Origin of the sequence: Pectinatus haikarae (assembly GCF_015732185.1) — a bacterium.
GTDB lineage: Bacteria > Bacillota > Negativicutes > Selenomonadales > Selenomonadaceae > Pectinatus > Pectinatus haikarae.
The window spans coordinates 505,954-525,981 of record NZ_WIQM01000016.1 but is presented as its reverse complement, the minus strand read 5'-3'; the positions used below and the strand labels follow the sequence as shown (position 1 = coordinate 525,981).

The 20,028-nt window shown below is 39.3% G+C and carries 20 protein-coding genes, 1 tRNA gene and 1 pseudogene; 16 read left to right on the top strand and 6 right to left on the bottom strand.

The genetic code is table 11. From position 1 onward, the window contains the following. Positions 1-69: 69 nt before the first annotated feature. Both I6758_RS13100 and I6758_RS13095 read left to right on the top strand, forming a co-directional pair. Positions 70-1,200: pseudogene (locus tag I6758_RS13100) on the top strand (IS3 family transposase). Between the two features lie 27 nt (positions 1,201-1,227). Continuing rightward, complete coding sequence (locus I6758_RS13095; protein ID WP_330998062.1) at positions 1,228-1,692, top strand: tyrosine-type recombinase/integrase; 465 nt, start codon at positions 1,228-1,230, stop codon at positions 1,690-1,692. Positions 1,693-1,840: 148 nt separating this feature from the next. On the opposite strand, the gene I6758_RS13090 is transcribed toward I6758_RS13095, so the two are convergent. Then, positions 1,841-1,916: transfer RNA gene (locus I6758_RS13090), tRNA-Lys, on the bottom strand. 654 nt (positions 1,917-2,570) lie between these two features. Here I6758_RS13090 and I6758_RS13085 point away from each other — a divergent pair. The 3 genes from I6758_RS13085 to I6758_RS13075 all read left to right on the top strand — a co-directional run bounded on the left by I6758_RS13085 (position 2,571) and on the right by I6758_RS13075 (position 5,844). Then, positions 2,571-3,155 carry a TetR/AcrR family transcriptional regulator gene (locus I6758_RS13085; RefSeq protein WP_196605689.1) on the top strand — a complete coding sequence of 195 codons (585 nt, stop codon included), beginning with the start codon at positions 2,571-2,573 and terminating at the stop codon, positions 3,153-3,155. Positions 3,156-3,259: 104 nt separating this feature from the next. Further along, positions 3,260-4,306: an HlyD family secretion protein gene (locus I6758_RS13080; protein ID WP_196605688.1), complete on the top strand. Its 1,047-nt coding sequence runs from the start codon at positions 3,260-3,262 to the stop codon at positions 4,304-4,306. A 2-nt stretch (positions 4,307-4,308) separates the two neighbouring features. Continuing rightward, positions 4,309-5,844 (top strand): DHA2 family efflux MFS transporter permease subunit, encoded by a 1,536-nt coding sequence (locus I6758_RS13075; protein ID WP_196605687.1) that lies wholly within the window; start codon positions 4,309-4,311, stop codon positions 5,842-5,844. A gap of 95 nt (positions 5,845-5,939) precedes the next feature. On the opposite strand, the gene I6758_RS13070 is transcribed toward I6758_RS13075, so the two are convergent. From I6758_RS13070 to I6758_RS13060, 3 genes are read right to left on the bottom strand one after another with little or no spacing between them, the layout of a single operon-like run. Further along, complete coding sequence (locus tag I6758_RS13070) at positions 5,940-6,596, bottom strand: response regulator (protein WP_231038670.1); 657 nt, start codon at positions 6,594-6,596, stop codon at positions 5,940-5,942. Continuing rightward, positions 6,589-8,016, bottom strand: a complete 1,428-nt coding sequence (locus I6758_RS13065) for an ATP-binding protein (protein ID WP_196605686.1) — start codon at positions 8,014-8,016, stop codon at positions 6,589-6,591. Before I6758_RS13065 ends, I6758_RS13070 begins: the two co-directional genes overlap by 8 nt. Continuing rightward, a complete protein-coding gene (locus I6758_RS13060) occupies positions 8,013-8,981 on the bottom strand; it encodes a substrate-binding domain-containing protein (RefSeq protein ID WP_196605685.1) in 969 nt (322 codons plus the stop codon). The genes I6758_RS13065 and I6758_RS13060 overlap by 4 nt, the downstream gene beginning before the upstream one ends. A gap of 221 nt (positions 8,982-9,202) precedes the next feature. Between I6758_RS13060 and I6758_RS14975 the strand changes: the two genes are divergently transcribed. Genes I6758_RS14975 through I6758_RS14965 form a run of 3 tightly spaced genes read left to right on the top strand, consistent with a single transcriptional unit; the run spans position 9,203 to position 10,579 of the window. Then, on the top strand, positions 9,203-9,679 hold the full coding sequence (locus tag I6758_RS14975; protein ID WP_231038669.1) for an MFS transporter: 477 nt from the start codon (positions 9,203-9,205) through the stop codon (positions 9,677-9,679). Next, a complete protein-coding gene (locus tag I6758_RS14970) occupies positions 9,666-10,391 on the top strand; it encodes an MFS transporter (protein ID WP_330998061.1) in 726 nt (241 codons plus the stop codon). The genes I6758_RS14975 and I6758_RS14970 overlap by 14 nt, the downstream gene beginning before the upstream one ends. After that, positions 10,388-10,579: a hypothetical protein gene (locus tag I6758_RS14965; RefSeq protein ID WP_231038668.1), complete on the top strand. Its 192-nt coding sequence runs from the start codon at positions 10,388-10,390 to the stop codon at positions 10,577-10,579. The genes I6758_RS14970 and I6758_RS14965 overlap by 4 nt, the downstream gene beginning before the upstream one ends. Positions 10,580-10,599: 20 nt before the next feature. Here I6758_RS14965 and I6758_RS13050 read toward each other — a convergent pair whose 3' ends face one another. Continuing rightward, complete coding sequence (locus I6758_RS13050; protein WP_196605684.1) at positions 10,600-11,502, bottom strand: LysR family transcriptional regulator; 903 nt, start codon at positions 11,500-11,502, stop codon at positions 10,600-10,602. A gap of 214 nt (positions 11,503-11,716) precedes the next feature. Here I6758_RS13050 and I6758_RS13045 point away from each other — a divergent pair, with 214 nt between their 5' ends. The 8 genes from I6758_RS13045 (at position 11,717) to I6758_RS13010 (ending at position 18,793) form a co-directional block, all read left to right on the top strand. Beyond that, complete coding sequence (locus I6758_RS13045) at positions 11,717-12,307, top strand: LysE family transporter (RefSeq protein ID WP_196605683.1); 591 nt, start codon at positions 11,717-11,719, stop codon at positions 12,305-12,307. An 85-nt stretch (positions 12,308-12,392) separates the two neighbouring features. Continuing rightward, on the top strand, positions 12,393-12,968 hold the full coding sequence (locus tag I6758_RS13040; protein WP_196605682.1) for a TetR/AcrR family transcriptional regulator: 576 nt from the start codon (positions 12,393-12,395) through the stop codon (positions 12,966-12,968). Positions 12,969-13,082: 114 nt separating this feature from the next. Continuing rightward, positions 13,083-14,084, top strand: coding sequence for an NADP-dependent oxidoreductase (locus tag I6758_RS13035; RefSeq protein ID WP_196605681.1), 1,002 nt, complete (start codon positions 13,083-13,085; stop codon positions 14,082-14,084). Positions 14,085-14,237: 153 nt separating this feature from the next. After that, the gene (locus tag I6758_RS13030) at positions 14,238-15,368 is read left to right on the top strand and encodes an epoxyqueuosine reductase (protein ID WP_196605680.1); all 1,131 of its coding nucleotides are present in this window, start codon (positions 14,238-14,240) and stop codon (positions 15,366-15,368) included. 33 nt (positions 15,369-15,401) lie between these two features. After that, a complete protein-coding gene (locus I6758_RS13025; RefSeq protein ID WP_196605679.1) occupies positions 15,402-16,043 on the top strand; it encodes a lactate utilization protein in 642 nt (213 codons plus the stop codon). Positions 16,044-16,397: 354 nt separating this feature from the next. Continuing rightward, positions 16,398-17,009 (top strand): nitroreductase family protein, encoded by a 612-nt coding sequence (locus I6758_RS13020; RefSeq protein WP_196605678.1) that lies wholly within the window; start codon positions 16,398-16,400, stop codon positions 17,007-17,009. Positions 17,010-17,065: 56 nt separating this feature from the next. Next, on the top strand, positions 17,066-18,109 hold the full coding sequence (locus tag I6758_RS13015; protein WP_196605677.1) for an aldo/keto reductase: 1,044 nt from the start codon (positions 17,066-17,068) through the stop codon (positions 18,107-18,109). Positions 18,110-18,214: 105 nt separating this feature from the next. Further along, positions 18,215-18,793 (top strand): DUF1638 domain-containing protein, encoded by a 579-nt coding sequence (locus tag I6758_RS13010; protein WP_196605676.1) that lies wholly within the window; start codon positions 18,215-18,217, stop codon positions 18,791-18,793. 138 nt (positions 18,794-18,931) lie between these two features. Here I6758_RS13010 and I6758_RS13005 read toward each other — a convergent pair whose 3' ends face one another. Beyond that, complete coding sequence (locus I6758_RS13005) at positions 18,932-19,951, bottom strand: Gfo/Idh/MocA family protein (RefSeq protein WP_196605675.1); 1,020 nt, start codon at positions 19,949-19,951, stop codon at positions 18,932-18,934. Positions 19,952-20,028: the final 77 nt, after the last annotated feature.

The window sequence follows — 20,028 nt, the reverse complement described above, 5'->3', positions numbered from 1 at the left end:
CTACAATAAACTGGACAGATTTTTTAAGGGCATATACAATAAATTCATATGAAGAAAGGAATTTTTATTATGCCTGAAAAAAAGCAGCCTAGACAGCGGCGTACTTATACGCCAGAATTCAAACAGCAACTTGTTGATTTATATCATAATGGCAAACGCAAATGTGATATTATTCGCGAATATGATATTGCCAACTCCCTGCTTGACAAATGGATTGCACAAGCAGATAATTCAGGACCATTCAAAGAAAACGATAATCGAACTCCAGAACAAGAAGAACTCATTAAGCTTCGTAAGCAAAATCAGCAGCTTAAAATGGAGAACGATATTTTAAAACAAGCAGCGCTGATTTTAGGACGAAAGTAAATGTGATAAAGGCGAATGTTCACAAATACTCTGTATCAGCAATGTGTAAAGTCCTAAAAATATCAAGAAGCACTTACTATTATGAAGCCAGGTAAAAACCGGATAAATCCGAACTTACCACTGCCATAATTGATATATTTAAAGCAAGCCGTAATAACTATGGAACCCGAAAAATAAAGAAGGACCTTTTAAAGATTAATCTGATTGCTTCACGTCGTCGTATCGGTCGCATAATGAAGCAGGAAGGACTTGTATCAACATATACAACTGCACAGTTCCATCCACAAAAGGATACATGCAATGAATCTAAAATCGCAAATATCGTTAATCGCGAATTTAATGAACAGCCATATCGAAACGTAGTAGTAAGTGATCTGACATATGTCCGCGTTGGAATGAAATGGAATTACATCTGTGTACTTGTGGATCTTTTTAATCGTGAAATCATCGCTTACAGTGCTGGTTCATAAAACGGCAGGACTTGTAAAAGAAGCATTTATGACCGTAAATGGGAACTTGAAAAATATTCATATCTTCCATACAGATCGTGGAAACGAATTCAAGAACAAGTTGATAGACGAAAAACTAACTGCATTCGATATAACCAGATCTCTAAGTCATAAGGGCTGTCCATACGACAATGCTGTGGCAGAGGCAACTTTTAAAATTATCAAGACAGAATTTGTGAAGAATCAAACATTTGCTGATCTCAAGACTTTAAAACTGGAATTTGCTGATTATGTGAATTGGTTCAACAACCACAGAATTCATTCCTCTCTTGATTATTTAACACCAGTTGCATACCGAATGAATACCTTTAAAAAAGTTGTTTAGTTTACTGTTGACAATCCAAATCAATATATTCGTGGCGAAGGTACTAAAATAGTAAGGGCGACTAAGAATGCCGCCAGCATGAGAAAGATAAGCCTGCCCAGATACTTATGCAATCTGTTAGTAGAATATCGACAGGACCTTATTTTGCTTTCCAAAGAGTTGGGCAGTATGTGGCAAGGTTCCCCCGATAGTAATGATATATTTATTTTCAGCAACTATAACGGACAACCAATGGAACCGGGAAGTTTTAATCACTGGTTGACTAAGTATTGCAAAAAAAATAACATCGAGGCATTACATCCTCATGAGTTGAGACATATAGCTACAAGTATATGGATAAAAAATAATATACCTCTGCAAACAGTTTCCAGTCGTTTAGGACATACCAATACGGTTATAACACAGGTAATATACAGTCATTTAATAAAAAACAGCGATAAAAGCTGTTCTGACGTATTTGATCAAATGCTAGGAACTGATAAAAAAAAATAGAGCTGAAATGCCAGTCTTAACTTGCTGGCATTTATTTTTTTATCAAAACTGAACGTATCTAATTAATCTTTAAGAATGTATAAGGTGCAAAAACAAGGTGCAAGGCAACAAAAAAAGGCTTCTCGGATTCGAGAAGCCTTGAATTTACTGGTGACCCACCGGGGAATCGAACCCCGAACCTGCTGATTAAGAGTCAGATGCTCTACCAATTGAGCTAGTGAGTCAATTCCTTAAGCACTTTATCTATTATAAAGTGTAATTTTATAATATGCAAGCATTTTTTTGAATTTGTAAAAAAAATTAATTATAGGTTGATTGTATAATGAAATAGAACAGTAAAAAAGTCATAGCGAACATGGGGTAAAATACTTTTTAAGAGAAAAAAATAACCGAAAGAGTGTGATATAACTTAAAAATATTTTATCATAAAAAGAAAAAGATTCAAACACCTTAATGCTTTTGAAGAAAATGGCATTACTGGAGCAAAAGAGCCCGAAAGTAAAAACTGCTGAATAGTTGGTAGAGCTCGTTCTACACTGTATGGGAAATTAAAATGCGGTATAGTAACACGCAAATAGATATAAATTTAAAAGCTTATCAGTCATATTTTATTGACACGGGGCAGTAATGCTGTAAGCGGCATTAAGAAAATTTCTGTAAGCTTTATGAGTTACATGAAACCTGTGAATTTATAGAGTATTTGGCGGGACAGGCCTTAAAAGACGGGCTTTTGGTGGATGCCGTGTGTGCGCCAGGGCTCAGCTTTGGAAAATAATTTATATAAATTGACAAAGATAAATGATAGTGGCATACTGTTTATGTTAGTTAGTCTAACTAACATAAACAGTATGAATAATAGCATGAATGGAGAGATTCGCATGTCCGAAAATGATATTGATACAGCCGATAAAATTGTGCAGGCTGCTATTGATTTGATACATAAAAAGGGGTTCAATGAAACAACGATGAAAGACATAGCCATTGCTGCAAATGTCAGTGAAATGACGGTCTTTCGTCATTTTTCCAATAAGAAAGGTGTATTTGAAGCAGTAATACAAAAGTGTTCGTTTATACCGTCAATGCAGGATATTTTTAATAATAGATTAACATGGGATTTGGAAACAGATTTACTGTTGATAGGCAATACTTATCAACAGGTGATGGCGAAAAATAAGACAGCGATCCTGGTGCTGACAAGAGAGAAAACATTTTTATCAGCGGGAGACTGGGAAAAATTACCGCCGTATCATTTTAAGCAGTTTATGACAGCGTATTTGAAGAAAATGGAGTCTATGGGAAAAATTCATGGGATAAATATTGATGCAGTTGTTCTTTCTTTTATTGCTATGAATTTTGGTTTTTTCTATGCAAAGGCAACATTGAAGAATCAGTTTATAACTGTTTCGACGAAAGAATACATAGATACATCAGTTGGTTTATTTGTAAAAGGGCTGACTTCATAATGATCAGAAAAATACAGAAGAAAGTGATTTTATGCGGAGCGCGGCAGGTATTGTGATAAGTGAATTATAGCTATAAAGAATATTTGAATTAAAAGGTGATAAATATGAAATTGACTCCCAAATTAATGAAAGCCGGAGCAGTATGCCTGATATTAGCGGCTGGTATAAGCGGCTATTTCTTTACTCATCGCAATGAAGTTGAGACAGATGATGCCTCTATCGACGGTAGAACCGTTGATATAAGTCCTAAGGTAGCCGGGTATATAAAGGAAATCTATGTCAAGGATAATCAGGTCGTCAAGGCCGGTGACATAATAATGCAGATCGACACAAAGGATTATGAATTGCAGGCAAAGAATGCACAGGCGGCTTTGGCTGCTGCGCAGGCAGCTCTGGCAGCTGCGCAAAATAATGCTTTGGCAGCTAATATAACAGCTCCGGCAGGTGTGGCCGCTGCACAGGAAAAGGTTAATTCGGCACAAGCTGCGTGGGAAAAAGCGGCAGCTGATGAAAAAAGAATGAATATGCTTATAGTCAGCGGGGCTTGTTCACAGGAACAATATGACCAGGCTGTTGCTTCAGAAAAGTCTACACGGGCAGCCTTAGATGAAATGAAAGCCGATTTAAATTCGGCTAATTCTGCACCTGAAGTTATAGCAGGGGCGCAAAGTACAGTGGAGCAGCTGGCGGCACAGGCGGAAAAAGCAAAAGCGGAACTTGAACAGGCAGAAACCAATTTGCAATATACAAAGATAACAGCGCCGGCTGATGGCCGGATAACTAAAAAAAGTGTCAATCCAGGAGCTTATGTTCAATCCGGCACACAACTTTGCTCTTTAGTAAGCTTTGAGATGTGGGTTACCGCAAACTTTAAGGAAAATCAGCTTAAGGGGATGCGGACAGGAGATAAAGTGGATATATCTGTGGATGCTTTTCCGAATCTGCGGCTTACGGGTGTCGTAGATAGTTTTCAAGCGGGGACAGGAGCATATTTTTCTTTGTTTCCCGCAGAAAATGCAACAGGAAATTTTGTCAAAACTGTGCAGCGAATTCCTGTAAAGATCGTTTTAAATAATCTTAGTCAGGATCAGGCTGCTTTGCTCGGCCCGGGAATGTCAGTGATACCAGTAGTACATATTGGTGGGGAATAATTATGGCAAAGCAGGTAAATCCCATGCTGGTGTCAATGGCTGTAAGCCTGGCAACCTTTATGGAAATTTTGGACACTACAATAGTAAATGTAGCATTGTCAAGCATCGCTGGATCATTGGGGGCGGGAACTGATGAAAGTACATGGGTATTAACCTCATATCTTGTATCAAATGGTATAGTGCTGCCTCTTTCCGGATGGTTGTCATCACTTGTCGGCAGAAAGAAATTTTTCATTTCATGCATACTGGGGTTTACTATGACATCGTTTCTATGCGGCATATCAACATCGCTGCCAATGCTGATAATTTGCAGACTCTTGCAGGGATTAGCCGGCGGCGGTCTGCAGCCAAGCCAGCAGGCTATAATAAAGGACAGCTTTCCACCAGCAAAACTGGGAATGGCTTTTGCCATTACGGGGCTTACCACTGTTTTGGCGCCAATACTGGGACCTTCCCTGGGAGGATATATCACTGATAATTTTAATTGGCGCTGGATTTTTTTTATGAATGTTCCAGTAGGATTTTTAGCAGTATTTTTAGTAAACCTTTTGGTAAGTGATCCGCCAAGTGCACAGAAAAAAAAGACTGTCGGTATAGATTGCATAGGATTAGGCTTGATAGCGGTGGGGTTGGGCGCGCTTCAAATAGTTCTTGATAAAGGGCAGCAGGAAGATTGGTTTGACAGCTCCTTCATAATAATTTTTGCCAGTATAGCTGCTGCGGGGCTTATTGCTGCGATATATTGGCTCACAAAGCAAAAAAATCCCATTGTAAAGCTAAGCCTGTTTAAAAATCCCAGCTTTACAATGCCTTGTATTATGTTGTTCTTTGTAGGATTTGCTCTTTATTCAAGTTCAGCATTACTGCCAATGATGGTGCAGGAAAATTTTGGCTATAATGCAACATTATCAGGATTGGTACTTTCTCCCGCAGGTATATCCGTGATGGTGATGATGCCTGTGGTGGGCAGGCTGGTAAACAGAGTGCAGGCTAAGTATTTGATAGCGATTGGTATGCTGCTTAATGCATTTGGCATGTGGTTTACCGGTTTGGCAACACCTCAGACAGATTACAGTACCTTTGTAATAATGAGAATTTTTCAGACATTAGGATTGCCCTTTTTATTTATTCCTGCAAGTACACTGGCTTTTTCTAAGATTTCACCGGAAGACAGCAGCAATGCGTCGGCTATTGTTTCACTGATGCGCAATCTTGGCGGCAGTATAGGCATAGCAATTGTAACAAATAAACTCATTCACAGCGAACAGATAGAACAAGCCAATCTGGTGAGGCATCTGACAACAGATAATCCCGGTTATCGTGAAGCACTGGCCCAGTCCATTCGAACTATTGCGGATATGGGGGTTCCGCTGCCGCAGGCGGCAACAAGTGCGTTAGGTCATATATATCAGGAACTTATACATCAGGCCAGTATATTGGCGTTTAGAGATGTATATGATTTTGTTGCGGCAGTTTTGCTGATATTGGCTGTAAGTGCTCTTTTTATGCCGGGCAATAAGATTCATGGGACTAAATAACACGAAACAGCAGTAAAACATAGGTTGTATATAACTTCAGACAAAACGGCTCCCATTTTTTATGGAAAAATGGGAGCCGTTTTGTCTGAAGCTGTTTATTGATCCGGTAAATCAAAAAGATTGTAACGTAATGCATAATCTACCAGTTCGCTTTTTTTATTTATATCGAGTTTAGTAAAAATACGTGTTTTGTAAGTATCGATAGTTTTAAGACTGAGATACAGCTGTTCGCCGATTTCAGCAAGCGAATAACCGCGCGCAAGATAACGCAGAACTTCGAGTTCTCGTTTGCTCAGCAGTGAATAAGGATCGTCATTGTCTTTTTTTATCATTGTATTAAGAATGGAAATAGCATTTTTGTTGCTGAGATAGACATTGCCGTTCATAACAGTGTGCAACGCCGTCAAAAGCTCTGTATCAAAGGCGCTTTTTTCTACATAACCATCAGCACCTGCGGCGAGTGCTTCTCTGATATACTCTTCCTCTGTATGCATGGTGAGTACAAGTATGTGTATGTGCTCATAATTTTTTTCGGTTTTTAACCATTTTAAAATATCTATGCCATTTATTTTAGGCATGGATAAATCAAGGATGATTAAATCTGCCTTGATAAGGAGCAGCTTTTGCATCAGATCTTTTCCGTCACATGCCTCGCCGACGATTTCTATATCTTCCTCTGCCTCAAGCAAAAGTTTTAATCCGGCTCTTAAAATAGCATGATCATCAGCAAGTATGATTTTTATTTTATTCATCAGTGGACCTCTTTCCGACAGGTATAGATGCAATGATGGAGGTTCCTTTATCGGGATACGATTTTATTTCCAGTTGACCATTTAAAAGCTCAACACGTTCTCGCATGCCATATAAACCTAAATGTCTTTTTTCCTTTGCAGTATGCAGTACATCAGCAGAAAAGCCGCAGCCGTCATCGATTATTGCCAGCATAATATTACCGTTATGCATAGTTAAGGATACCGTCAGATTGATTGCATGCGCATGATGGACAATGTTGGTTGTTGCTTCCTGCAATATACGGTATAAAGCCAAGCGAACATTATCGGATACCTTTATATTTTTTATGTTTTCATCGGCCGAAAAATCTGCTATCAAACCATTATGTTTGGCTGTATCGAAAACATGCTGCCGAAAAATGGCGGTTATATCCATGTCATCCAAGCTGGGCGGGCGCAGATTAACAGCCATTTCACGAAGTTCTTCCAAAACAGATGCAATAATCGTGCGTGTTGATTTTATCAGTTTTTGCTGATCGACATCAGCTTCATTATTCAGCAGAATGCGCAGATAAGCAAGAATAGAAGTTACTGATTGCCCCACGCCGTCATGAAGTTCACGGGAAATACGTTTGCGTTCATCTTCCTGTGCAGAAAAAAGTTTATGGATAAGTATGTCACGGCTATGATCTTTTTCCTGCAGTTCAGCCAATAGTTTTTGATTATATTTATCTTTGGCAGCTAATTCACATACCATCTCATTGAAGGTCTGCGTCAAAGTGCCCAGTTCATCTCTGCCCCGATAATAAACACGGACTTTATAATCATTGTGTTTAATTTTTTCGGCTGCCAATGAAAGAAATCTGATCGGTGCGAGTATTTTTGCCAACAGAAGACCTATGGCAAGCACTGCCAGAATGGTTATTATTAAACCGGTAAGTGTGAAATGGGTTATTATTGAAGTAAGAAGCTGCTGCATTGATTTTCCTGATAATCCTATGCAAATGAAGCCGATTTTTCCTTCGTCGATAGATGATGTTACCTGATGAATATCACCCTCATTGCTTTTAAAAAGCTTTGTTTGCGAGGCATAATCGAACGGGGTTATTTGTTTGGGCATGCCGGCCGGATATTGAGTGCCGAAGGTATGCGCCAATATGCGGCCTTTATAATCAGCAATGATAATGTAACGTACATCGTCATTGCTTGATTTTACCTTGTTTATAAGCTGTAAAAGCAAGTAACTGTTTTCCAGAAGGATATCTTCACTGCCAAGTGTAGCAATATATGATGCTATTTCATTTCCGCGGCCGGATAATTGATCATGCAGTGTGTTTTTCAGCCCGGTATATACAAAAAAAAGCAAAAGTGATATTACCATTAAAAGACTTATTATTACAATGGTCAGTATTTTTGTATACAGGCCTGTTTGCTGTTTCATAAGTCTGTCATCACCTTGTCATATATCTTTTTATATGGAGCATACAATTCCGGTTGAGGTGCCACAAATTTATCGATCATTATATTTTGGAGAGAGTCAGCCATTTTGGGGTCACTGTGCATGTTGAACAGAATCTGCTGCAGATGTTCTTTTTGCTCGGCGGGAAGATCACTGCGCACAACGATCGGACCGATAGGAATGTTGTCTATGGTTTGAAAAATTTTGATACCGTTTATATCTTCAGGATGACTTTTCAAGATCAAGTCATAGACAAGGCTGTCAACACACGCTGCATCGATCAGTTTATTTTTCACGGCCCAGATGGATCGGTCATGGCTTCCTGTGTAAATATAATTGCTGAAATAATGACCGGGACTGGCTGTATAGGCGGTATAGAGTTCATTGACAATGCTCATATGACCGGAATAGCTTAACGGATCAGAGAATGCTATTGTCCTGCCGCGCAAATCGTCAATGGAAGTTATATCATTGTGTGATGCGAGTGTTATCAAATAGCTTTGGTAATTTAAGCTTCCCTGATAAAAGACCATAGCTAAAATATCCAGGTTCTGAATACCGTGATAGGAGCAATAGGCTCCGGTAGACATAAATGAAATATCGGCGTCTCCGTTGGAAAGAAGTTGATTTATTTCTTTATAGCCGCGCCGTTGCAGGAGGATAGTAGGTCTGCCCAATTTTTGGCTTATATAATCAGCAAAAGCACGCCAATCTTCAATGGTAACGTTTGGTGATATAACAGTGGATATGACAATACGCAGAGGACGTTCTTCATTATCGTCGTCTGACGTGCTGTATTTTTGATGTATGAGCGGTGAACCTTTGGAAAAATCTATGTATGAATCGTAAGTATTGGGATTAGAGTAATTAAAAGCAATAAAAAAAAGAACCAGTATAAGCAGGACCGCAATATAGTATTTGTCTTTTAAATGATGAAGTATAAACATAATATCAACCTTTGCAAATGATGATGCCTGTGTACGGCTTATACAAAGCCGCAATCTGCAAACATTATAGCACAGCCTCAGAGGATGAGTCCATTAAGGACTTTTTCAATAAAGAGGATTTTATTGGTACTTCTAAAAATTCTTACATTATTTCAGAAAATATCTGATATAAAAAAATGAGGTATATGAAATAATCATAGAAAGAGGATGACGTCTCCGTTATGACAGCAATAGAATATGAGGTGGATATTTGGTTTTCAGCAATATTAAATTTTTTTAAGGCAGGGCCCGACAGAGCACCAATTACCAATAATATGGAAAAAGCAAAGGCTTTGTTCAATTCACAGCAGCGTTCTGTTTTTATATCCATAACTTTGGGATATGCTTTTTTCTACGTATGTCGATTGAATTTTTCTGTAGTAAAGAAACCCCTGCTGGACGGCAATGTACTTGACGCTAACCAGATAGGAACTATGGGGATGGTTTTCTTTTTCACCTATGCGATAGGTAAATTCATCAATAGCTTTATCGGCGATAGATGCAATATAAAACATTTTATGCCGTTTGGACTGTTTATGGTAGCAGCACTTTCAATGATCATGGGAATAGGGCTGCCGTATATTTTGATGGTGCTGTTTTGGGGCATCATAGGTTGGGTTTCAGTCATATGGAGCAGGTCCAAGCATAATCTCACTTAATCAATGGGGCTCCGGCGAAAAACGCGGTACTTATTATGGCATTTGGTTTGCAAGCCATAATATTGGCGCGGGACTTACGTATCTTGTAACTTCCGTTGTCGTTATGCAGTATGGCTGGTGCGCAGGGTTTTGGCTGCCGGGCGCATTATGTATCGTAGCTTCCCTCCTTATGTTCAAATTTATGGCAGACAGGCCGAGAGCATGCGGTCTTCCCACTCCTTATGAGATAAATGGGGAAAAAGATACGACAGTAGAAACTAAAGAAAAAAGCGTGGGCTCTCTCCAATGGGAAGTAATAAAACGTCCGGCAGTATGGATACTTGGATTGTCCAGCGCAGCATGTTATGTCACACGATATGCGATTGAAAGCTGGGGAGTAGTTTTTCTGACTGCTGAGAAGGGCTACAGTATGATAGGTGCAAGTTCACTTCTCACCACCATGCAATTCGCCGGTATTTTCGGCACGTGCCTTTGTGGTTTTATTTCTGATAAATTTTTCAACCATAAAAGAAATGTTCCGTGCCTTATATTTGGTATATTCTGTGCATTATCCGTTGCGGCTTTTGTATGGGGACCTAAAGAATACGATTGGATAAATTGGGTGAGCATGTGCGTATACGGCTTTACCATGGGATCGCTCGTATGTTATCTGGGCGGGCTTATGGCTGTGGAATCTGTCCTAAACGTGCGACAGGGGCTGCCATGGGAATGATAGGCTTATTCAGCTATATAGGAGCATCACTGCAGGAAAAGGTTAGCGGCTTTATAAATGCCGGTAAGACAGTTATAGATGGACAGGCTGTCTATAACTGTCAGGAAGCTTCCCTATTCTGGGTGAGTGCTGCGGTGCTTTCATGTTTATTGGCTCTCTTAGTATGGAATGTAAAAGTAAAAGAATAAAAGATTTACATTATTATAATTCATACTGATGGTTCTTTGAGAAGCAAATATTTTTTCAGCAGGCAAATAAATAATTCCATAGCAGGGCTCAGCCACTTGTTTTTGTGATAAGCGCAGACTGCGGTTATTCTCTGATCATTGAGATCGGTAGCCAATGCCTGCAAAGCCCGTTTGTTCAGCTCATTTTCTACGGTAAATGTGGGAAGAAAGGCGATCCCCATATCACTTATTACGCATTTTTTAATTGCCTCGATGCTCCATAATTCTATGGGCTGCTCTATACTAATATTTTTTTCTTCTAAATAGTGATCAAATAATTTTTGAAAGATACTATTGCTGTCGTTACTGATAAGTACAGTTGTTTTTCGCTGATTTTCAGTCAAAAAATCTGTTTGATCAGCTGCAATAGCAGGAGATGCGATAAGTGACAAAGAAAAATTTGCGAGAAATTCTGTCCTGATGGCGGGCGTATATCCCCCAACATCATAGTGGATGCCTATATCTGCACCATTGTTCATTATTTTATCTCTGATAGTATAACAATTAAGTGTTTGCAGATGAATGCGCACATTAGGCGCTTGTTTCCGAAATGCTTTCAGTACAGGCTGCATTTTGTACACCAGGAGAGTTTCAGGAAGTGCTATTCGCAAACTGCCTGTTAAGTCAAGTGTTCCTTTTCCATAATTGCTGATTTGCTCGGTTGATTGGATAATGGTATCAATATATGGCAGAATATCTTTACCAGCCTGTGTCAGAATCATTTTCCGGCCAATCTTTTCAAACAGCTTGATGCTTAATTCCTGTTCCAGCTGTTGTACTTGAAATGTTACAGTGGATTGTGTATAGTTCAGCCTCTTTGCAGCATTTTGAAAAGTGCCCATTTCTAAAATAGTTTTTACTGTAATCAAATTTCTTAAATCCAATAGCATGTCCTCCTGATAATTCAAATATATCGAATTGACTATTCAAATATTTCAATTTTACCAATATGTTTTTGTGTGATAGTATAGCTCTAATACCAATAAGGTGCAATCCCATAAGATTGCACCTTATTGGTATTAGACATAAAAATTGTTTTGGCAGTAAATTAAGTATCATTATGAGTTGGTACTTTAAATACCAAGGGAGGAACTGTAAATGACTTATAGTGTTTGGCTGTCTTTTTTTTCGTATACGATTATTTCGGCAATTTCACCGGGTCCTAATAATATTCTGGCACTTAATGCTGCCGGAAAGTCCGGAATTAAGATGCAAAGAAGGCTGTTGTCTGGAATATATCTTGGCTTTTTTTGCATAATGATCATTTGTGGTGTTTTTAGTACAGTATTGGCAGTTATTTTGCCGGAGATAACCGACTATATGAAATATGCCGGTGCTGTTTATATCACGTGGCTGGCATATCACGTTGCGACAGGCAGGCCATTGAAAGAAAATAATACAGAAACAGAAAAAAGTTCGTTTAACAGAGGCTTTCTCCTTCAATTCGTGAATGTAAAAATTATTATTTGGGGACTTACAGCTTTTACAGGTTTTGTTTTGCCATATTATGATTCGCCGATTATTATAGTCGGTTTTATATTCCTGCTTTCATTCATAGGTAATGGCTCAACACATATATGGGCTGTTGCGGGAGTGGGATTGGGAAGCCTCTTAAAAAAATATTGGCGCTCCGCAAATATTATCATGGGGCTTTCGCTTTTATACAGTGCTGTAAATTTGGTATTATAAAAATACTTTGATAAAAAATTTTATTTAAAAATTCTTTACTGATCGTTCTTAAAATGTTATGATTAATATCATCTTGGAGGGATTTATGGGACGCAGTAAAGAATTTGAAGAAAGTGCAGTTCTCAAAAAGGCCATGGAACTATTTTGGGAACAGGGCTACGAAAAAACTTCGTTAAATGATTTGGTAAGGCATATGGGGATTCATCGCAGAAGCCTGTATGATACCTTTGGTGATAAACATACTTTATTTTTAAGGGCAGTAGATTTTTACGGTGAAGTTATAAAAAATAGATTGACGGCAAAAATTGCAGGAACAGGGACGGCAAAAAAAGCTATAGAATGTATCTTTGATTTTGCGATTGCAGGAAATAATGATAGACTGGGGTGCCTGTTTGTAAATTCGGCAACCGAGCTGGCTTCCCGGGATAAAGAAGTGGAAGAAAAAACGAAAAAAGCATTCATGCAGACAGAGTATCTTCTTAGGGCACTTATCCGCAAGGGACAAGCAACAGGTGAGTTTTCTTGCAAATATGATTCAGAAATCCTGGCAGAAAGTTTGCATAATACCTTGATCGGCATCAGGGTACTTGCGAAAACCTCTGTCAGTCAAGAAAAATTACACCGCATAGTAGATTTTTCTCTCGCAATATTGAGTAAGTAAATTTTTACATAAATTAGAACGATCGTTCTAAAAAATAAATGAGTCAGGCATGAAAATTCGGATTGGCATGATACGGTTTAATGTCTCAATTTTGTGGAAGGGGTGTAATGCAAGATGAAAGCATTTATTATTGATCGTTATGGGACTAAGGCAATGGTTCGGCTCGGTGAAATGCCGGAACCGGAACTGCAAGATGACGATCTGTTGGTAAAAATTCATGCTGCCAGTGTAAATCCTTTGGACCTAAGAATCAGGAGCGGGAAGCTGAAACTCATTTTGCCTTATCAGCTGCCACTCATATTGGGAAATGATTTAGCGGGAGTCGTTGTGAAGATTGGTGCTAAGGTGAGGCAATTTAAACCGGGGGATGAGGTCTATGCACGTACTGATAAAGAACGGATAGGCGCTTTTGCGGAGTTTATTTCCATAAGAGAAAGTGCTGTCGCGAAAAAACCTGAGAAAGTTACCATGGAGGAAGCAGCGTCTTTACCGCTTGTGGGGCTGACTGCATGGCAGGTACTGAATGAGAACGCCAATATACAGAAGAAGCAAAAAATTCTTATTCACGCAGGGTCCGGCGGGGTAGGGTCATTCGCAATTCAGCTGGCGAAGCATATGGGAGCTATTGTAGCAACTACAACAAGTACCGCGAATATAGCTTGGGTGAAGCGCCTTGGTGCAGATATGGTTATTGATTATAAAAATGAGGATTTTAGAACGGTTCTGCATGATTATGATGTGGTATTTGATACTCTGGGCGGGGAAATACTGGAAAAATCTCTGCAGGTGCTTAAACCTGGGGGAAAACTCATTTCAGTAGCCGGCCCGCCTGATCAGCATTTTGCGGAGAATATGAAATTGTCTTGGGGCCTGAAATTGGGACTGCGTTTTTTGAGTTATCAAGTCAGGCGAAAAGCAAAAAAACATCAAGTCGACTATTCATTTTTTTTCATGCGACCAAGCGGAGATCAATTACGCGAGATCAGCTCTCTTATCAATTTAGGAATTATCCATCCGGTTGTGGATAAGGTATTTCCTTTTGAATCAACAAAAGAAGCTTTAGCCTATGTCGAAAATGGGCGTGCAAAGGGTAAAGTCATCATAAAAATGATATAGAAATCGGATACTGTTAGTCGGCTTATCTTGTCTTGCGGTTTTGCTTACAAAAAAAGTGTATATACACTAATAACTAATATTTTTTAATTATGAGGGAAAAATACTGTTTAGAATAAGGAATTTTATTGTAATAAATAAAGGAGAAGATGAAAAGTGTCATTGACTGAGGAGATCAAGGAATTTGCTCTTGATTTGGGGTATAGCAGGGTCGGCATAACAACTGCTGAAAGTTTTTCCAGACATATAGAAGAAGTGAAAAGCAGAGGCGTGATGTATGATTTTTTTGTTAAAAATCCGGGGAATCCATTAAATGGTTCCGAAGTAAAGCAGCTGAGACCTTCTGCAAAATCTATTATTTCTATGGCTTGGGATTATTCACAAAAATCATTCCCAAGATCGCTTATTGGTAAAATCGGGAGGATTTATCAGGCAAGATGCTATAACGTTCCTCCAGATCGGATAAATGGGATGCGGTATCAGCTTATGGTTAATTTTTTAAAACAGCGCGGCTGTCAAATTGGACATGGCATATTTATTCCTGAACGATGGGCAGCAGCTAGGGCCGGCATTACAACCTTTGGCAGAAATAACTTTGCCTACGTTGAAGGAATAGGTTCCTTTATAGTTCTTAGTTCTATTGTTATTGATGAGGAACTGGAATATGATGAACCGACCATGGAAATAGGGTGCCCAAAGGGATGTACCGCTTGCATGAAAGCTTGTCCAACTCAGGCAATTTATGAACCAAATAAACTGAATCCCCGCCGCTGTATAGCATTTAATACGCTGTTTGCACAGGATGGCAACTCAGAGTTTATTACAAGTCATATTCCTGCTGACATTAGGGATAAAATGGGAACAAATGTTTATGGATGTGATGTATGTCAGGAAGTATGTCCGCGCAATCAGGCGAGGCTAAAAGCTAAACTGTTGGAAGATGAATTTTTGATTAAAAAATCTCAAGATTTTAGTTTGGCTAAAATGCTTAACATGACAGATGAATATATGATAAAAATGAGACCGCTGATGTATAGTTACATAAAAGAAAAAAAGTATTTTCAGAGAAATGCGGCTATAGCTATCGGTAATCTGGGGAATCGGGATTACCTTTCTGATTTGGAAATTGCAATGAATGATCCTGAAGCATTAGTACGAGAATATGCAGCTTGGGCTATAGGTAAGATCGGCGGACGTTTGGCCAAACAAGTTTTAGAAAATAAATATGCTCAGGAAACAGCTGATTCTGTAAAAAAAGAAATTAAAACAACTCTGTTTGAAGCGTAATGATATAAAACCGCTGAGAGGAGGAGTGAGAAAATGAATGATTTGATACACTGGCACAATAATACTATTGGACAGAGAGCAGCAGAGGCTTTAAATAGAAATAATTTTAGCGCTAAATATTTTACTGATCGGCAAACTGCAGTCGAGTACATTTTACGACTTATCCCACGGAAGGCAACCGTTGGTATGGGTGGATCTAGCACAGTAATGGAATTGGAGTTATGGAAACTTTTGGAAGAACGCGGTCATGAATTATTTAATCATAATAAAGAAGGATTGACCGCAGAAGAAAGAAATAAACAACGCTATAAACAGCTTACTTGCGATGTGTTCTTGACCGGATCAAATGCTATTACACTGACTGGAAAAATAGTAAATCGTGATGCTTTTGGAAATCGAGTAGCAGCAATGATATTCGGCCCTAAAAAAGTGATTATTGTCGCAGGAATCAATAAAGTAGTCAGGGATTTTAAAGAAGCTGATGAACGGATCAAGATGCATGCTGCTCCTTTAAATGTCAAGAGGTATGAAATGAACAATCCATGTTTGACGACTGGTGAATGCATAGATTGTAATAGTCCTGCACGAGCTTGCAATATTACGACAATTTTAAGCAGAAGACCGCCGTTGACGGAGATTTATGTGATTATTTTGGGAGAATCTTTAGGCTTTTAAAAATGGGAAAGCAGTGTAGAAAAGAGAATACATTGCAAAAATATTTAAAAATTAAAAGTATAAACTGATATGTACAGGAGTATCAAAGGAGGTGATCAACTGTTCTTTTATACGGCATTTATTGAAAATAGCAATGATTTGATTGCATGGTCGAAAGCCTAAGTGACCTATTTAAGCAACAAGTTTAGTAAAAGGCCGGAGAGGTGGTGATGCAGGATATCAAAAAATTCAGCATGGAGTGAGAGTTTATTTATCAAGGAAATTTGAGAATCTGATGCTGTTCACTATGGCACAGGTAGATTGATCTGCATTTTTGCATAATAGGCAGACGGAAAAGAAAAAGGGGATTTTATTATGGAATTTATGGATGTTATAAAGAAAAGACACAGTATACGCAAATTTAAATCGGAGCCTGTTTCTCAAGATGCCGTTGAAAGTATTTTAGAAGCCGGCAGGCTGGCACCATCTGCCAGCAATTTACAGGCTTGGCGTTACATTGTTGTTAAGGATGCAGAGGTTCGTGCCAAATTGGCTAAGGCATCACCAGTTTCTTTTTTTAGCACAGCACCGGTGATTATTATATGCTGCATTGATCAGGAGGTAATGCATTCGCAGGGAGCACGATATAGGGAACTTCAAGAAGCAGGCGCTTTTTTGGGTGTCAGTATGCCTGCTAAAGAGGTGGAAGAACTCTTGAAAAAGAAGAAGCTTGATGAAGAATTGGTATTAAGGGCGAGCTTGATGTTCAATGCAGCCATATCTATAACGCATATGGACTTGCGTGCTGTGGATTTAGGATTGGGTACATGCTGGATCGGGTTATATGACGGTGCTGTTTTAAAAGAATTACTGGACATCGATGATCGTTACCATGTTGTAAACGTGCTGCTCGTTGGACATCCGGATCAGGCACCAAGTGCCAGACCGCGTTTAAATAAAGAAGAGCTTATTATAGAGGAATTTTAAAATAAGCAAGAATGTTTTTTGTATATAATGTTTATAAAATGAAGGAGGTGCCATCGGTGGAATATCGGTTTTTTGGACGTACAGGAATAAAAGTGAGCAGTTTCTGTCTGGGAACTGGGGCACTTGGAAATTGGGGAAATAAAAATGAAGAGGAATGCATTCGGATTGTGAATGAGGCTATTGCTAATGGCATCAATTTTATTGATACAGCGGATGTGTATTCTGGCGGAGAAACTGAAAAAATACTGGGGAAAGCTTTAAAAGGACAGCGCACAGAGGTCATATTGGGGACCAAGGGTGGATTGCCTATGGGAAATGGGCAGAATCAAAAGGGCAGTTCTAAAATATGGATCAGACGTGCTGTTGAGGGCAGTTTGCGAAGACTGCAGACTGATTATGTAGATTTATATCAATTGCATGTGCCTGATCCGTATACTGATATAGAAGAAACACTCGAAGTTTTAACAGATCTTGTCAAGGAGGGGAAAATACGTTACATCGGAACCTCAAGTTTTCAGGCATGGCAAATTGTTGAGGCACAGTGGGTCAGTGAGCGACGAAATCTGGTACGCTTTGTGAGTGAGCAGCCTCCGTATTCAATAATTAATCGGAGTGTAGAACTTGATGTCTTAGCTGCTGCCGATAAATACGGATTGGGTGTTCTTGTCTGGAGTCCTTTGTCGGGAGGGTTATTGACGGGCAAATATATTATGGGGCAACAGGCTTCGGCAGATTCCCGTGCTGTTCGCATTAAGGGAAGCCCATTGGCAGATAGAGTTAATCCAGAGCGTCAAGAAAACCGTGTTAAATTTGAAGTAATTAATCAATTGAAAGAGATAGCTGATCAGGTCGGTATGACACTTGCCCATATGGCGATGGCTTTTACGCAGGAACATCCTTCTGTCACGGCATCGATCATCGGTCCGCGCACACCGGCGCAGCTTCATGAGATATTAAAGGGGAGTAATATCCGTTTAAATTTTGATATCTTGGATAAAATTGACAGTATTGTAGCTCCTGGAAAAACATTAGATGACTTAGAACGCGGTTGGGCACCTGAATGGTTGTCACATCAGCGTCGCTATGCGGCAGCAAAATAGATTATACAATTTAAAGCCGCTGGCTTAATCGGCAAATCGGTGATATTGGAGTGGCCGCAATAGATGTGTGTTGAAGGGAATATTTGTGATATGAGGATATGTTTTTTGTCCTGCGGTATTTATCAGCCTGAGCTGGATGCAGTACTGTCTGAAATAAAGGAGGATAAAATATTTGACTGTGAATTGACAGTGACCTATCTGCAGGCTAAGCTTCATATTGATTTTGATCTTTTAAAAAAAGGCGTCTTACAGGCGCTTCGGCATATTGCGGCAGATAAGATAATTTTACTGTATGGAGCCAAATGCCATCCTGAATTTAACGATTTCCTGCGAGACTGGCAGCTGGTCAGATTCAAACAGTCTAATTGTATTGAATTGATCCTTGGAGACTGCAAGAAAAAAATAGATGATGCCGCTAAAACAATCTATTTGACGGCAGGATGGGTGACAAATTGGGATCAGTTCTTTAATGCGGCAAAAAATACAGATCAGGCTGCTATAAAGCAAAGTTTTGCCGATTTTGGACAATTACTGTTTATTGATACCGGCGTATGTGAGGTGCCAAATAAAAAGATAGAGGAAATTTCCTTATATACAGGTCTGCCGAAAAGTGTAAAAAAGGTTGGGCTAAGCGTTTTCAAGAGTAATATCATAAAAGCTGTTAAGCAGGCACTGCCGGTATGAGATGACGGGGAAGTCCCCAATTTACTGCTTGCTGACAACTGTAGTATGTAAAACCAGAAAACAGTTTTCCGCTGCAGCATGGAAAACTGTTTTTTGGTTGTCCTGAATAGATATTTTGTAAAAAAATGTACAGTAAAATTAATATGTGATAGAAATAAGAGAATTTTTTTTATATGATTCTGCGGTGGCAAAAGCGATCTGTGTAGATTTGGTACCATCATATACATTTACATCGGGTTTTTTATTTTTTTGGATGCAGTTGACGAAGTTTTCCATTTCCAAAAGATATGCTTCAGCGAATCTTTCAGGAAAACTGCCAACACATTCCTGACGTACACCATATTGATCGTAAATAAAACAGAGATTTTTTTCCGGTACAGGGCTTATGCGGAGAGTCCCTTCTGTACCAATAACTTCTGTTTCAACATGATAACCATAAGAAGCTGTGCGTCCCACGTGGATGAATCCCATAGATCCGTTGGCACATTTATACATGGCAATGCCTGTTTCATCATCATTGCTTTTTTTGAATTCCGGATGCTTGAATGTCGAGCCGCCGGCATATACCTCGACAGGATCACTGCCCAAAAACCAACGCATAAGATCAATGTCGTGTATAGCCATATCAATGAAAATGCCTCCGGAGGTCGGGGAAAATTTTATTGCACTTTGAACCAATGCTTCAGGATCAATACCTGTGGCTTTTACCATATAGGGCTTGCCAATTTTTCCAGCTTTTATCTGATCCATGGCGTAAGTGTAGGAAGGGTCAAAACGGCGCATAAAGCCAAGAAAAAATATTAAATCAGGATGTCGCAGCACGGCCTCCTCTGCCAGCCTGCATTCATCTATTGTTGTACCAAGCGGTTTATCACTGAATACATGTTTGCCCGCATCCAATGCGGCCGCTATCTGCCAGCAGTGTTCGCTGCTGGTCGTAATTATGGCAACGGCATCAATATCAGCTTTGGACAACATTTCCTTGTAGTCACTGTATACGTTTTTTACACCAAGCTTGTCACGGGCAAAGTCCAGCTCGTTAGGCACAATGGAACACGCTGCGGTTAATTCTGCATTTTCAATCTTGCTGGCAATGTTTTGTGCATGCACTTTGCCGAGACGGCCCAGTCCGGCAATTCCAAATTTAATTTTTTTCATGATGACGGTCTCCTTAGAATAAATAATATGTGAATTTTGACAAATAAAAACATCAGTGAGAAATGTCATTATAATGT

What these genes read in the sequence shown, in the direction of transcription:
- I6758_RS13085 (WP_196605689.1), top strand. Translation starts at nt 2,571, where the DNA reads ATGTCCGAAAATGATATTGATACAGCCGATAAAATTGTGCAGGCTGCT.
- I6758_RS13080 (WP_196605688.1), top strand. Translation starts at nt 3,260, where the DNA reads ATGAAATTGACTCCCAAATTAATGAAAGCCGGAGCAGTATGCCTGATA.
- I6758_RS13075 (WP_196605687.1), top strand. Translation starts at nt 4,309, where the DNA reads ATGGCAAAGCAGGTAAATCCCATGCTGGTGTCAATGGCTGTAAGCCTG.
- I6758_RS13070 (WP_231038670.1), bottom strand. Translation starts at nt 6,596, where the DNA reads ATGAATAAAATAAAAATCATACTTGCTGATGATCATGCTATTTTAAGA.
- I6758_RS13065 (WP_196605686.1), bottom strand. Translation starts at nt 8,016, where the DNA reads ATGAAACAGCAAACAGGCCTGTATACAAAAATACTGACCATTGTAATA.
- I6758_RS13060 (WP_196605685.1), bottom strand. Translation starts at nt 8,981, where the DNA reads ATGTTTATACTTCATCATTTAAAAGACAAATACTATATTGCGGTCCTG.
- I6758_RS14975 (WP_231038669.1), top strand. Translation starts at nt 9,203, where the DNA reads ATGACAGCAATAGAATATGAGGTGGATATTTGGTTTTCAGCAATATTA.
- I6758_RS14965 (WP_231038668.1), top strand. Translation starts at nt 10,388, where the DNA reads ATGATAGGCTTATTCAGCTATATAGGAGCATCACTGCAGGAAAAGGTT.
- I6758_RS13045 (WP_196605683.1), top strand. Translation starts at nt 11,717, where the DNA reads ATGACTTATAGTGTTTGGCTGTCTTTTTTTTCGTATACGATTATTTCG.
- I6758_RS13040 (WP_196605682.1), top strand. Translation starts at nt 12,393, where the DNA reads ATGGGACGCAGTAAAGAATTTGAAGAAAGTGCAGTTCTCAAAAAGGCC.
- I6758_RS13035 (WP_196605681.1), top strand. Translation starts at nt 13,083, where the DNA reads ATGAAAGCATTTATTATTGATCGTTATGGGACTAAGGCAATGGTTCGG.
- I6758_RS13025 (WP_196605679.1), top strand. Translation starts at nt 15,402, where the DNA reads ATGAATGATTTGATACACTGGCACAATAATACTATTGGACAGAGAGCA.
- I6758_RS13020 (WP_196605678.1), top strand. Translation starts at nt 16,398, where the DNA reads ATGGAATTTATGGATGTTATAAAGAAAAGACACAGTATACGCAAATTT.
- I6758_RS13005 (WP_196605675.1), bottom strand. Translation starts at nt 19,951, where the DNA reads ATGAAAAAAATTAAATTTGGAATTGCCGGACTGGGCCGTCTCGGCAAA.